The organism is Enterococcus sp. DIV1304_2 (genome assembly GCF_050555445.1).
Classification (GTDB): Bacteria; Bacillota; Bacilli; order Lactobacillales; family Enterococcaceae; genus Enterococcus_B; species Enterococcus_B pernyi.
The window spans coordinates 1774209-1787982 of record NZ_CP187851.1 but is presented as its reverse complement, the minus strand read 5'-3'; the positions used below and the strand labels follow the sequence as shown (position 1 = coordinate 1787982).

The following is a 13774-nucleotide window of genomic DNA, read 5'->3' as shown; positions in this document are numbered from 1 at the left end:
GATTGATTGATGGGAATCTTAATTGCATTAATACCAGCGATTGGCTGGGGGATCCAACCACTGGTTTTGAAAAAAATCGGTGGGCGTCCTACCAATGAAATATTAGGTACGGGTATTGGCGCGTTACTCGTTGGTCTAGTTGTTCAATTGTTCATGTCACCCGGTGGTATTTCGATTACTACATTTTTGATCAGTCTTTTATCGGGAGCATTTTGGGTCATTGGCCAAATCGGACAATACACCACGTTCAATTTGATTGGTGTATCAAAAACAATGCCCATTTCTACTGCGATGCAGCTTGTCGGAACGTCACTGATCGGTGTTTTCGCTTTTGGCGAATGGGCAGGAACAACAGGAAAAGTGATCGGTGGAGTGGCGATCGTCTTACTAGTGATTGGTTCTGCGTTGACAGCAGTAAGCGATGGAGGAAGTAAACAAGGCGGAATAACTAAAGGAATTTCAATTCTTGCTTCTACGAGTATTGGTTATTGGGTATACAGTGCATTACCTAAATTAGTCAATGCAGACGGTGTTGCCATCTTCTTTCCACAAATGTTAGGTGTTTTCTTAGCAGCAGCTATTTACGTAGTCTTGAAGCAACCAAAAGCTTACGGGGATGGAAAAAGTTGGAAAGCAACGATCGTCGGAGTCATTTTTAGTTTAGCTGCATTTGCTTATATATTTTCAGCTAGCGCCAATGGAGTGGCCACTGCCTATATCATCACGCAACTGAATGTAGTGATCTCTACACTAGGTGGTATGGTTATTTTGCACGAAAAGAAGAGCAAGAAAGAATTAAGGTACACTTTGATCGGCTTAGCTCTGATAGTTGGCGGAAGCATGATCACCGTATTGATTTAAATAAAGCAGTGTAAGACATTAATCGAATGTCTTACACTGCTTTATTTTGGGGTGGTCAACGAAATATCGGTTTGTTTTGAAACAGCTTCGTTGAACCATGTACCGAAACTTTGAACATAGTTGAAATTTCCACTAATAATAAATTCCGCACATGTATCATCTAAAACATTATAAAAAAAGTAACGATCTTTTTTATTTGAATAAACGTCTTGATGATAGCTGATCATACAATCTCTAAATTGATGCAAAGATTCCAAAGTTTCGTATTGAAGGTAGAATTTCAGGACTACTGCACTTTTTATTGGTTGATCAGACTCCATGAAGCTTGGTTTAGTTTTAAGGGAGAACTGTAGAAACTCCGACAAATTTTCTTCTGAAAACTTCCATTTTCCTCCAACTTTTATTCCATGTAGTTTCCCTTCGCGTAAATAGTTCCGTACAGAACGAGTGGTTACTCCTAGAATTTCTGCAAGTTCATTGACTGAATAATAATTTTTCATCAGTTTGCCTCCCCCATTTTCTTGAATGATAGAAACAAAAAACTATCGCCAAGTATGTGTTAAATAAATAATTATTGATGTTATTACTTCCCTATCAATTATATAAAAGGTAGTTTGATATGATAAATAAATAGAGAAAAATTAAGGTTATCTTTCAAATTATTATACTCAATATAAAGCATTAAGACCATATGTTTTGAAGATTATTGTTATGTTTTTAAAAATTTGCAAGAATATCAACAATTTAAATATCAAGTCTAACGTCAATCATCGAAAAATTTTTTCTAGACATTACTTTGGAACTCGAAAATATTTCAAAATCGAATGGTCAGTTACTCTTCAGTATGATGGCATAAATCCTACGATCGATGAAAACATCTAAGGTGAAATAATTAAGAGAAATAAATTTATTCCTATATTTTCCTAACAAATATATTGACTTTTGTATTGATCGCGTTATACTAATGTTAGGAAAAAAAGAGAAAATTTTTCCTAAATACTAGAGAGGAGGACAGTGATAGTTAGCCAAAAGGAACTGAGAAAGGTATCTCAGAAAATCGAATGACTGTTATACCCAAGTAACGTCATGTGATTGCTCTAGATGCTTAACAAATGGACCAAAGCTTACACCGTTCTTTTTTATGGTAGAAACAAAGTTAGCACACTAAAAAACTCCCCTTTTTTATATAGACTAACTTTAGTTTCCTAAAAATTCCCTTTTTGTGAGGCAAATTATTTCGTCTATGATTTGCCTCACAATGATTAATTAAAAATCAACGAGGACAAAGATTAGCTAGTAAGGACACACCTGATCTATATAGGAAATCTTATGTTTTTACATAACATCCTGAGATGAGAACTATTACTTATTCGGTTTTGACTTCTCTACTATGTAAAATAAATGCAGGAATCAATCACCCAACAAGAATAGTAAGACTATTATCTTTGAAAACAAGAACGAGTAATATTTAATACTTATGAAAAGACAGTTCAAGTAAAGTAAGCTTCAGAACACAAATAAATTCGAATACATACTGTCAAAAGAAATCGAGCAATATAAGAAATATTGGTTACCGTGTTATATGCAAGGAGGAAAAACAAATGAAATTGAGCAAAACAATCGCTTATGAAAAACTAGGAAAAATAATCTACTTGTCATCAGATGATGGAATCCTGCTATTGGAGGATGAAGTAGCGACGTATATCTTCGAGCTTCTGAAAAAGGAACAGACCCTCCAAGAAATTAAACAAAAAGTGAAAGAAAAGTTCAAACAAGCAAATGGACATACAAAAGAAGTAACTGATTTATTTATTGAAAATTTTTTAACAGATTTATCGAACCGATCGATCGTTTGTTAAATGAAAGTCACATGATCTAACTCTATGTTTGATGATTCAACATCAAACAGCTCTAATTGTTTGCTACCAAGAAAGTATGCCTGTTACAGCTGAAGGTGCAAAAAAGCTTAAAGCTGTTTTATTTTGAGTTATCGAACGATAAAATAGATCGCAAGTCATACTTGCGGTCTATTTATTTTGTATAAAGGTATATATATAGTCAGGTTCGATGATCACCATTGAACTTGGCTATATAGAATCATTGCTTTCTTGCTGACGATGGGAGACAAAGACATAAAAAAACTGATTGGTGGTAAACGAAAAGTAGTGTTACTATGCTTTTTTCTATCAATGAAAAAACCTCTATGCTATATTGGGATAAATATGGTATATTTTACTTAAATAGAAATAGCGGAAAGATACTAGCTGTATCGTATGAAAATCGAAAGATTAAGTAATTTTTATAAAAATTTTTATTGCGGAATGATACCGGTTACATCCAGCTGCTATTTATTTGCTCGACATGAGAAATGAAGATTACTGGTGAAGATAGGTAGCGGAACTGACTTAGCATTAAAAATCAATGGACGAATATAGTGAGGGGAAAATGAATATGGCGAAAAAATTTGGGATTTTATCAATAGAAGGATATGTAAAAGGGGGAGAGGGGCTAGTGGAACAGCTTGTGCTTTCCATACCTGAACAAGAAATTGAATTATTCGCAATCAATTACTTTGAAGAACAATATACTCAAACGAAACTTGATCAAAAGACAAATAACTGGCGTTTATTTGATTGTTCCTATTTATGTACAGAAACGGATTATGTTAAGGATCAATTTATTCAATCAATGAAAGAGGAAAATTACGACTGTTTCATAGTCTTAGGTGGTACTTCGAGTGTCGAATTTGCAAATGTGCTACGTAGCCAAGGGCTTTCGGTAGTCACTGTACCAGTATCTAACTATCTTGATTACCCAAGTGGTGACTATACAGTAGGATCAGATACATTTATCAACGGAGTAACAAAAGTGATTGATCGAATCGTTGATACTGGACATTCCCATCAAAAAGTAACCTTCATCCAAATTGACGATACCATCACAGGCAAAGTGACAAGAGAATTATCTTTGACAAATGAAATCGATGTTTGTATTGCGAATCAACTTGATTTAACGAATAACAAAAAATATCTTTTGAAACATATGAATAGTCATCCCATGTACTTTTTATTGAACCGTTCAGTTAGTTCAATCGAATCTTTTGTTGAAACATTTTGTCCGACTTTATCAGACTACCGAAGCATCGTTTTAGATAATTTAGCAATTGGCCAGTCGATGATCACCGCTTTTGATCGTATTGCAGTGATCAAATTAGGAAATGCGTTGATCGATTTACTTAAAGACAGTCAATGTTTGGATGCTGAATTGTATTTTTCGCATGGGAAAGTGTTGCTTGAACAATCTCCTTATCATCATCATGTGAAAAAACAAGTGGTGAAGTAACTATGAGTAAGTATATGATTACAGGATAGAGCCCTGCGTTTTACGCCATTCTTTTCAGAAAGCAGGAATTGATCAAGCTAGGATCGATGAACTTTCCTCGCTATCGGTCGACCATAAGATTCCAACTCACATCGACACTTGAGTTGGGATCTTTTTTATTGTTGTTATTTAGTAAAAAAGATAAGATAAAAATTTTTATAAAATAATCTTTTAAATCACTTTGCATCATGTTATTATATTTATGGAAAACAGTTATTTTATTTGCACATACATTTAAATAGTCAATAGGTTTTTTACTAACCATTTATCTATATAAATGGAAATATAAAAATATATGCTATTTAGTTAGGTTTGTAATAGTAATAAAACAACTGTTTTATATTAAAAAATAATTGTTATCATAGGGGGAGAAATGAAAAAAATTAGTTATCGAAAAAAATACGAATGGATCGGATTAGGTATGCAGTTAGCTTTAGTAGCAATCGGTTTGATTTATTACTTTTTTATCTATCGTTAGGGGAATGAAAATGAAAATAATAGTAAAAAAACGGTGGAATGGTGTTTATCTTGATAAAAAGAAAAACACAGCAAAAAAAGCCATCGAGAAACTAACGCCACCGAAGAAAATTATTTTACCAATGTCTATGCATCTTGGAAAACCTGCTAAAGTTGTCGTTGAAGTAGGCGATAAAGTGGCAATTGGAACAGTCATTGGTGAAAAAGATGGAAGAATATCTGCCAATGTGCATAGTTCAGTGGCAGGAGTCGTAAGAAAAATCGAGAACCGTATGATCAATCAGCAGTCAACTAAGGTAGTCATCATAGAAAATGACTTTTCTGATCGTATGGAATTATTACATACAAAAAACAAAGATTTACATAACATCGTAGCGAATGCAGGAATCATAGGAATGGGAGGTGCTGGCTTTCCAACTGACATAAAGCTACTACCTAAAGAAGAACAAAAGATCCATACCTTGATCATTAATGCGGCAGAATGTGAACCCTCTATTACTAGTGATAGAAGACTATTGATTGAAGATACCGAACAAATGATGAAGAGTATACAAATCATTTTGGATACTTATCAAATCCCCAAAGCAAGGATTGCGATCGAAAAATCATCTGTACAAGCGATTGAACATTTACGCAAGCATCTGATTGATCCAAGAATCCAGTTACATATCCTAGGCGATCTATATCCTCAAGGTGCGGAAAAATTAGTGATCAAGCATGTATTATCTCAGGAAATCCCTAAAGGTAAACTCCCTTTTGATGTCGGTGTGATCACATTGAATGTAGCGACGATACACAGTATTTTTAGTGCTGCGCTGAAACAAATCGCTTCATTTGAACGAGTAGTAACAGTCTCAGGTACACCAATCAAAGAAGGAAAAAATTTACGTGTTCGAATCGGCACGCCAGTAGAGGAATTGATTGATGCTTGTGGTGGGTTTGTGTCATCACCTCTTAAAGTATTGAATGGTGGGCCGATGATGGGGAAACTGATCCAATCATTAGATGAACCAGTCACAAAAACAACTAATTTGATTTTAGCATTGTCAGAAGCAGAGGCAATGATACCTGAGGAACAAAAGTGTATCAAATGTAGCGAGTGTGTGAATGCTTGTCCAATCGGTCTGCATCCAATCTTGATCAGTCAAGCCTACCGTCATCAGGATCTTCAGACAGCTGAACAGTTAGGCGCGTTGAATTGTTTAGAATGTGGTGCTTGTTCATTTATCTGTCCTTCAAAAATCGATTTATTAAAAGATATCAGAGCGGTAAAAAATCAGATCATGGAGGCAAAAGGATGAGTACGAAATTTCTAGGAAGCGGAACAATCAATGGTCCGCATATCCGTAATGATTGGACAAGCCAATGGAAAATGAAACAAGTGTTGATTGCCCTTATATTTCCAACGATTGGCGCTATTTACTTTTTTGGTTGGCGTTCGTTAGTAATGATCATTACCAGTATCATCACATGTATATTACTTGAAGCGATTATCCAAAAAGCGAGTAAACAACCGATCACGGTCAGTGATTTGACTGCTGTGATCACTGGTTGGCTGTTAGCTTTGACATTGCCTACTAGTGCACCTTTATGGACAGTACTTGTCGGGGATTTTATTGCTATCGTCCTTGTAAAGCAACTAGGAGGTGGGTTAGGACGGAATTGGATCAATCCCGCAGTAGCAGCACGAGTCCTGTTAAAGCTCTTTTTATCTCCTTGGATCACCAATTGGATCGCGCCAGGACCAGATGTGATCACAACTGTGACGCCGCTTGTGGCACTTGGTCATTTTTCTCGAGAAATCAGCGCAACTACTCCTGAATGGTGGAAACTTTTCTTAGGGATTGATCTAGGCGGTCCAATGGGGGAAACAAGTAAACTGCTCTTATTGATTGCAGGGGGCTATTTGATCGTGCGAAAAATCATCCATCCATTCGTTCCTCTGTTGACCCTAAGCTCTTTCTATCTAGCGATTTTAATTTATAGTGGGTTTAATTTTAGCTTTGCTACAGCCCATTTGCTCAGTGGAGCATTGATTATGGCAGCTGTTTTCATGGTAACAGACTATACGACTTCACCTGCAACCGATAAAGGGAAATATTATTTCGCTATCGGCTGTGGTGTCCTGTGTGCCGTTTTAAGAATCGTTTTAGATTTGCCAGGCGGTATCGGCGTAGCGATTGTTGTTATGAATCTAACGGTACCATTCATCGATCAGTGGACGATGCATCGGGTGTATGGTGAAAAAGGGTTTAAGATAACACCGATAATTGATAAAGAAAATAGAAAAGGATTATCAAGCTTCAAGTGATAATTTATAATGAATATGACTGTCACCCGACTAGAGAAATTTAGTCGGGTATTTTAAGGTTAAATTGCTACTCAACTATATTTTTTTGCGAAAGAACTCAATAATTTCACCTGTGAATGAAATTATTGAGTGTCAAACCATTTATTAATCTGCTACGCTACAGATGGATATCGTTCGTTATTTTATAGTGTATTGAAACAAAAGTTACCTAACACCCAAATACTTCATGTTTAGAACGATAGCCAATCACAGCTAAAAAGAATGGAGAGACAAATGAACAAACGACAACTAAAAATGATGTTATGTTTTCTGGTTCTGTTTTTAATAAGCATACCAGCAAATATAAACGCAGAAGCAACGAATGAGTTAGAGGGCCAAAGAACTTTTCCGGTTCAGCACACCGAATGGTTAGATGCAACAGATGCGACGATTTTTGGGGAGCACGCGTTGCGACGTGAGAGTTTAGAAGATCAGTCAGATCAATTACAAACGATTATTGATCACACCAATTCTTTAACAAAACAGTTATATATTCCAACTGGTACGTATATCATCAATAAAAATGTGGTGTTAAGAAGCGGTCTCAAGATCAAAGGAGAAGAAGAGAATCCAACGATATTGAAAAATGAAACAGGACAAAACGTTTATTTGTCAGATGAAAATTACCAGACAAGCCACAATATTGAGATTCATTTATTGTTTTTTGATGGAGTAGGAATTTTTACGCGTTTAGCAAATAACATTACCATCAATGATAATGTGTTTTATCATCCTGTGTCTTTATATCCGATCAACCTACAGACATCCAATGGGGCGACCATGCAAAATAATATATTTATGAGAGATCATGAACATGCCACGCCAGATACAGAAAATCGGGCAATCTATATTGGTGGTTTTTCGACGGTTGGAAGATATGAATATATGGAAAACGTACAGATCACAGATAATCTATTTGGATTACGGATCAATGAGTTAGAGGCAATCAAGAGCTTTAGCAATCCTGAGATTATCAAAACCATCAATCGTCTACAATCTGCGTTGGAGTCTGAACAAATGTCTCTTGAACATAACGAACAAAACTATCTTTCTTGTGGTGTCAATTCATATAGTAATTCGAAGAATGTTTTGATAAAAGATAACTTCTTCCAGCAAATGTACGAGAACGAGGATCGATATGGTGTGGTAGGTGATCATGCCATCTATCTAAGAGGATCCCAGAATGTACAGGTTGTAGGCAATCACGTTCGTGGATTGCACAATGGACCTTATGGTGGATTTAAATTCAAATCAGGACGTAACATCACGATCATGAATAATTATCTACGTAATACCGGTATTATTATGTATGAAACACCAGAATTTGGATTAGGAGATAGTTTTGCTCAAGGTCAAGTAGCGGAGTTATCGAATTGGTTAGTCGCAAATAACGTGTTTGATTTTAAAGAATGGCAGGATAAATACGCGATTGGGATAGAGTATAATCGGCATACTGGAAAGGACAACGTATACAATGGGGTATTTATTGATAATAAATTTATCAATTATCACAACATTCCAGCCAACCGCCGTAGAGAGCTACTGATCATGAATCAAGCCTCTGAAGGTTTTAAAGGAGAGACAACGTATGTTTCTGGCAACACACGTGATGACATATCTGATCGTCAATTAAATGTTGAGTATTGGACCTCAGCAGAGTATGAAAAAATGCCAAAGGATTGGAGAAGTTTGATCGATTCTACGTTGTATGATCAATATAAAGAAACGCAAATACCAATACAAGATGCATTTCCTGTTGGCCGGACGGTTGAGATTATTTTAGGTGAATCTTATGATCCATTTGATTTTGTTGAGCAAACCCATATAGAAGAAAACGATCGTCCTGAAATCACTATTTTGAATCCTGAAGTTCTATCAAAAGTTGGTCAACATAAGCTAGAGCTAATGCTGTCATATCCAAATGGACGAACAGTGCGTGTGGTTGCAAATGTGACAGTCCTGTTTCAATAATATAAAAAATTAAAGCGATTCAAAAACCAGCTGAAACTTCTGGGCATATCACTTTCTAGCCAAAGTCGAAAGAGTTAAAATATTTCCGCCCGATAAAGATTCACAAGTAGTCATTTTATCAGAAACACCAAGTTTTACCGCTTAATTTTCGATTGAAAAGGCGGCATTAATGAGCTTTGCTAAATAGGTGATTTCGGCAAAAGAATAGAAGCAGGAAATTACTCATATCTCTTCTATTTTTTCGCACCAAAAAACAAGGTTGGTTGAACATTTCCTCTTTTTATAGACATAGTATAAAGAGGGAGGATGTTCAACTGATTTTTATTTTTCCTAAGTAGTTTATCAATCAGTTAAATAAAAATACAATTATGAAGTGAAAAGGAAAAGGTACAAGAAATGTAAAATAAAAGTATTGTTGATTTAGTAGAGATTATCATAGCAAAAGAATTTTTATGCTGTGATGAAATATGTAGCAGATGAAGCGAATAAAAGACAGAGAGGATTAGTTGGTAAGGATAAAAATGGATTGGTTACTGAAGTCATACAGGAAATATGTGTATGGCTTTTTTTGTTTTACTGATTTTATCATACTTGATTGAGATAAATTTAACGTTTATGCGTTCAAAATAAGTTTTTATGATTAGTTTAAATAATAACGATGTTATTAGGCTATATTAAGCTTATGGTTTAACGGCAATTCATGATTTTTTGTATATTATGAAAAATAGTTCTAAAGATTAAAAATTTTTTGTGATTAAAATTTTATTTGTTACTAGTATGAACCATGGTTAAGAGAATTATTACAGAAGGTATAGCTAGAATGGTCAGAAAAATAATAGTTATCTTTTGGAATAAACCTTTAACATTACATACATAGAAGGTCTTAGGTATAAAATAATGATATATTTAATGGTTCGGATAAGCTTATGCTTTTTTAGTATGATGTGTTTTAGTATGGGTATTTGCTTTTTATGGAGAATAAAAAAATTAGTACGACAAAACCTTGGGAAAAGTTTATCAAGGTCAGACTATTTTAAAAGCAAAATCTATTTAATGAAATGTAAGTTTTATGTCTATATAGGATTTTTTGTGATTTCAATAAACATAATACTGTTACGCTTTCATTAGTACAATCTTTAATTTATGCAAATCGAAACTAATGTAGGTAGCCTTAAAGAGCATATACATAGACAGTTCCTCATTTTAGTGAATGGTTATAATAAATAAGGAATAAAAAATATTAAGACAGAGAAAGTTTTATTGGCGATTGCGCAAAATACACAAAAAAAGTTTTTGATATCTGTCAAAAGAGGGGAGAGAATCAGTGAGATTATGAATGATATGCTAATTAATAATCAATCAAAATGGATTCGATTCAAAGTAAACTGAAGAAAGAAAAAACAAATCCTCGGAACATAAGGTTTCTGCTTATATCCATATTACATTTTGCGAGCATATCTGTTATTACTGTAACTAGCTCCTATAAGAATTAGATTTATCGCTATCTCTTTTTTTAAAATATCGTATAATAAGTATAGAAATAGCACAATGAGAGAAGGTGCACTTTTTGGAAAGCAACGACCAATATTTAGAATATGCAAAGCTAAATAAAGATAAATTTATTGAAGCAATCATTCAGAGTAAAATTCCTGATGATGAAAAAGATGCGGTTTTTATGGCGGGAAGCCCAGGAGCAGGTAAAACAGAAGTGGCACTAGGTTTAGCTGAAAACTATGATAATCATGTTGTGATTGATGCTGACTACTTTAGAACACAATTTCCTGAATACAATGGGAAGAATTCAAGTGTTTTTCAGAAAGCTTCTTCTTGGTTGGTGGAACAATCCTTAAAATATGTATTAGAAAAAGGTTATTCTTTTATATTAGATGCTACTTTTGCTATTCTTAGTGCTGAAAAAAATATCCTTAGAGCGTTGAAAAATAATTTTCGTGTGACGATTTTTTATGTTTATCAAGATCCACACACTGCTTGGGATTTTACTCGAAAACGTGAAGTTGCTGAGGGACGTCATGTACCAAAGAAAATTTTTATCAATGCATTTTTCAAGTCTAGAGAAAATATAGAAAAAGTAAAGGAAAGATATCCTGAAGTCGTTCTTCATATCATGATCAAAGACTACAAAAATAATATTTCTGAAGTACATTATGCGGCAGATAATATTCGTTTAGTACTACCAGTACAATATACTTCAGAGGAATTGGAGGAGGAATTACATGACTGAAAAAGAACAAGTACAGCAAATAGTAAAAAAATATAATAAAAGTATTGCTGACTTATCAGAAAATGCCACCGCTAAAGAGTTTAAAACGGTGATGAAATATGTAGCGGACGAAGCGAATCGTAAACAACGGAAATTAGTTGGATTGGATAATTAACTTTTTTGAACCACTCTAGGCTAGAATTTTATATTCACATTTAAAAATAGTATAAAAAATGTATGAGACTTACAAAAAAAGGGATAAACCTATAGAAGTGAATAATCTCATGCATTTTTGCTGAGTTTTACTTGTAGTAGAACTCCTATGATATCGTAACTTAGGATAATGTGCATTATGAAAACTAGATATAATGCAATACTTGTGATTCTAGTAATTAAAATTCCTAATCTAATCATTAGATTTCCAAGATGTATTACTTAATTTAGTAGTATTCTTGGGAATCTTTTTTAATAGCACGGAGTCCTGTTTTCTGGTATTTAGTATACGATTATGATGTAAAAGACACTTTTTCTGATGAAAATTAAAAATAATCTGTGATCTAAGATATAATAAAAATAAATACACATTCAATGTTGTAGAAATTTTTATCTATTTTAAAGGTCGGAGATAATATTATGCATTATTTTAGTATTGGAAAGAAGTATACGAGAAAAGAGATACGTAAAGAGCTAGGTTTTATAGAACCTGAAAAAATTGGTGGGATCTGGAGTACTGGTTACTTGCAACACGAAGAAGATTTTTTTATTTTTGCTAATATTTCGACAGCCGGCAGAACTGGACATGATTATGGAAATCGTTTAGACGAGAACAGGCTGTATTGGTACACTAAAAGAAACACAACAATTAATTCTCCAACAACACAAAAGTTGATCAGCGGAAAATTTCCAGTTCACATCTTCATTAGAGAAGATAGTAATGATCCTAAATTTGAATATAAAGGATTAGGAGTTATGATGGATTACGAAGATGGTACACCTACTGCAATAACATGGAAAATTATACCATCAAACGATATATCTACAGTTAAAAATCAAACAATAGAAAGATTAAAATTTCTAGAAGGCAAAAAAATTAGTAAGAAAGTCAATGTTTATGAAAGAGATCCTAAAGCACGTAAGGCATGCTTAAATCATTATGGTTACACTTGTGTAGTATGCAATTTTAATTTTGAGGAGAAATATGGAGAAATTGGAAAGGAGTTTATTCATGTCCATCATGAAAAAGAATTAAGTAGAATTGATGATTCTTATGAAATTGATCCAATTGAAGATATGAAGCCTGTTTGTCCTAATTGTCATGCAATGATTCATAGAAAGAGGCCTGCATATACTGTAGGGGAACTGAAAAATCAATTGAATTCGAAATTATATAATTCATAGTATAAAAAAGAAGTGAAACGCTTAAATATAAATTCTCTTTAGAATTCCACCTAATAAACAAAGAAAGATCTTAGAAGAATTGGAACTGTCTAGAATAACAGACGGTTTTATTTATCCAGAAATTAGTCAAGTAGTCCGGTTCTTAAAAACAAAGTACTGTTAAAATCAAAAAACATACTTATATAGAACTAATCATTTGAACGATAATCATAGTAATTTTATTGTTTAACCCGCACCTTCCGCTACACCCATATCTCTCTACTCGCCGAAGCAGGCATGCCAATCAAGGCAATCATGGAACGTGTGGGGCATGCCAACATGAAAACTACATTGGAAATTTACAACCAAGTCTCCAATACAACTAAAGAAAAACTGATCCAAGAAATCGATTCTTGGATTTTTTAGTGGATTTGTTTGCTAAATACGTATAGTATGCTTTTATAAGAGTGGTCGAAAAGCGGTACGACTTTTTGACGTAAGGAGAAAGAAAAACTAATGAAAGAAACAAACAAATCCGCAGAACATAAGGTTTCTGCTTATATCCATATTCCATTTTGTGAACATATCTGTTATTACTGTGACTGCCGTGTATTTTTTGATAGTCTAAATTAATATATTTTGTTTTATATGTATTACTTTGAGTATATGATATAATTTTTTTTGAAATTGGTACCCTGAATAAAAGTATTATATTCTCATCAAAATTTATCATAAACATCTCTATAAAGCCTATGAAAGACTTTGTTCAAACACATCTGATTATTTCTTTAGTGTACTAACTTATATTGTGAGGAAAAAAATGCAACTTATATACATTTATATAAATCAACCAAATAAAGAAGCAATTAGTTTAAATTTATATAGTGACTATTTTTATCGAATAGAAAACAATGAATTGAAGAGAGAAAAAAATCAGCAATTTTCTTCTTTTATCTTTCAAAATAACATAAAAAGTATAAGTGCTTTTATTGGAGAAAATGGAACGGGAAAATCAATATTATTGGAAAATATAATTTCTACACTTCTTAATAAAGGAGACAATGGATATTTTTTACTATATAAAGAAGACGATAATTTGTACTATACAAGTAATAACTTAAAAATCCAATATTAAC

At 33.6% G+C, this 13774-nt stretch carries 11 protein-coding genes and 1 pseudogene; 11 read left to right on the top strand and 1 reads right to left on the bottom strand.

Annotated features, from left to right (window positions below):
- The first annotated feature begins 9 nt into the window (after window positions 1–9).
- The gene (locus IGJ14_RS08215; RefSeq protein ID WP_108144582.1) at window positions 10–861 is read left to right on the top strand and encodes a GRP family sugar transporter; all 852 of its coding nucleotides are present in this window, start codon (window positions 10–12) and stop codon (window positions 859–861) included.
- 41 nt (window positions 862–902) lie between these two features.
- Here IGJ14_RS08215 and IGJ14_RS08210 read toward each other — a convergent pair whose 3' ends face one another.
- Window positions 903–1361: a helix-turn-helix domain-containing protein gene (locus tag IGJ14_RS08210; RefSeq protein WP_029594287.1), complete on the bottom strand. Its 459-nt coding sequence runs from the start codon at window positions 1359–1361 to the stop codon at window positions 903–905.
- A gap of 1101 nt (window positions 1362–2462) precedes the next feature.
- Between IGJ14_RS08210 and IGJ14_RS08205 the strand changes: the two genes are divergently transcribed.
- From IGJ14_RS08205 to IGJ14_RS08160, 10 genes and pseudogenes are all read left to right on the top strand, one after another.
- Window positions 2463–2720 carry a PqqD family peptide modification chaperone gene (locus IGJ14_RS08205; RefSeq protein ID WP_019724034.1) on the top strand — a complete coding sequence of 86 codons (258 nt, stop codon included), beginning with the start codon at window positions 2463–2465 and terminating at the stop codon, window positions 2718–2720.
- A gap of 592 nt (window positions 2721–3312) precedes the next feature.
- On the top strand, window positions 3313–4203 hold the full coding sequence (locus IGJ14_RS08200) for a 6-phosphofructokinase (protein ID WP_019724035.1): 891 nt from the start codon (window positions 3313–3315) through the stop codon (window positions 4201–4203).
- Between the two features lie 527 nt (window positions 4204–4730).
- Window positions 4731–6020: an electron transport complex subunit RsxC gene (gene rsxC / locus IGJ14_RS08195; protein ID WP_019724037.1), complete on the top strand. Its 1290-nt coding sequence runs from the start codon at window positions 4731–4733 to the stop codon at window positions 6018–6020.
- Window positions 6017–7030, top strand: coding sequence for an RnfABCDGE type electron transport complex subunit D (locus IGJ14_RS08190; protein ID WP_019724038.1), 1014 nt, complete (start codon window positions 6017–6019; stop codon window positions 7028–7030). Before rsxC ends, IGJ14_RS08190 begins: the two co-directional genes overlap by 4 nt.
- A gap of 273 nt (window positions 7031–7303) precedes the next feature.
- Window positions 7304–9040 carry a glycosyl hydrolase family 28-related protein gene (locus tag IGJ14_RS08185; RefSeq protein ID WP_181265181.1) on the top strand — a complete coding sequence of 579 codons (1737 nt, stop codon included), beginning with the start codon at window positions 7304–7306 and terminating at the stop codon, window positions 9038–9040.
- A 1567-nt stretch (window positions 9041–10607) separates the two neighbouring features.
- The gene (locus IGJ14_RS08180) at window positions 10608–11282 is read left to right on the top strand and encodes a zeta toxin family protein (RefSeq protein WP_019724287.1); all 675 of its coding nucleotides are present in this window, start codon (window positions 10608–10610) and stop codon (window positions 11280–11282) included.
- Window positions 11275–11436 (top strand): hypothetical protein, encoded by a 162-nt coding sequence (locus tag IGJ14_RS08175; protein ID WP_104872297.1) that lies wholly within the window; start codon window positions 11275–11277, stop codon window positions 11434–11436. The genes IGJ14_RS08180 and IGJ14_RS08175 overlap by 8 nt, the downstream gene beginning before the upstream one ends.
- A 458-nt stretch (window positions 11437–11894) precedes the next feature.
- Window positions 11895–12659 carry a DUF3427 domain-containing protein gene (locus tag IGJ14_RS08170; RefSeq protein WP_019724033.1) on the top strand — a complete coding sequence of 255 codons (765 nt, stop codon included), beginning with the start codon at window positions 11895–11897 and terminating at the stop codon, window positions 12657–12659.
- A gap of 246 nt (window positions 12660–12905) precedes the next feature.
- Window positions 12906–13064: pseudogene (locus tag IGJ14_RS08165) on the top strand (tyrosine-type recombinase/integrase); the annotation flags it as partial.
- Window positions 13065–13458: 394 nt separating this feature from the next.
- Window positions 13459–13773, top strand: coding sequence for a hypothetical protein (locus tag IGJ14_RS08160; protein WP_430607483.1), 315 nt, complete (start codon window positions 13459–13461; stop codon window positions 13771–13773).
- Window position 13774 lies beyond the last annotated feature (1 nt).

Excerpts from the sequence above, each read along its gene's own strand:
- IGJ14_RS08215 (WP_108144582.1), top strand. The coding sequence starts at position 10 with ATGGGAATCTTAATTGCATTAATACCAGCGATTGGCTGGGGGATCCAA.
- IGJ14_RS08200 (WP_019724035.1), top strand. The coding sequence starts at position 3,313 with ATGGCGAAAAAATTTGGGATTTTATCAATAGAAGGATATGTAAAAGGG.
- IGJ14_RS08190 (WP_019724038.1), top strand. The coding sequence starts at position 6,017 with ATGAGTACGAAATTTCTAGGAAGCGGAACAATCAATGGTCCGCATATC.
- rsxC (WP_019724037.1), top strand. The coding sequence starts at position 4,731 with ATGAAAATAATAGTAAAAAAACGGTGGAATGGTGTTTATCTTGATAAA.
- IGJ14_RS08170 (WP_019724033.1), top strand. The coding sequence starts at position 11,895 with ATGCATTATTTTAGTATTGGAAAGAAGTATACGAGAAAAGAGATACGT.
- IGJ14_RS08175 (WP_104872297.1), top strand. The coding sequence starts at position 11,275 with ATGACTGAAAAAGAACAAGTACAGCAAATAGTAAAAAAATATAATAAA.
- IGJ14_RS08160 (WP_430607483.1), top strand. The coding sequence starts at position 13,459 with ATGCAACTTATATACATTTATATAAATCAACCAAATAAAGAAGCAATT.
- IGJ14_RS08185 (WP_181265181.1), top strand. The coding sequence starts at position 7,304 with ATGAACAAACGACAACTAAAAATGATGTTATGTTTTCTGGTTCTGTTT.
- IGJ14_RS08210 (WP_029594287.1), bottom strand. The coding sequence starts at position 1,361 with ATGAAAAATTATTATTCAGTCAATGAACTTGCAGAAATTCTAGGAGTA.
- IGJ14_RS08205 (WP_019724034.1), top strand. The coding sequence starts at position 2,463 with ATGAAATTGAGCAAAACAATCGCTTATGAAAAACTAGGAAAAATAATC.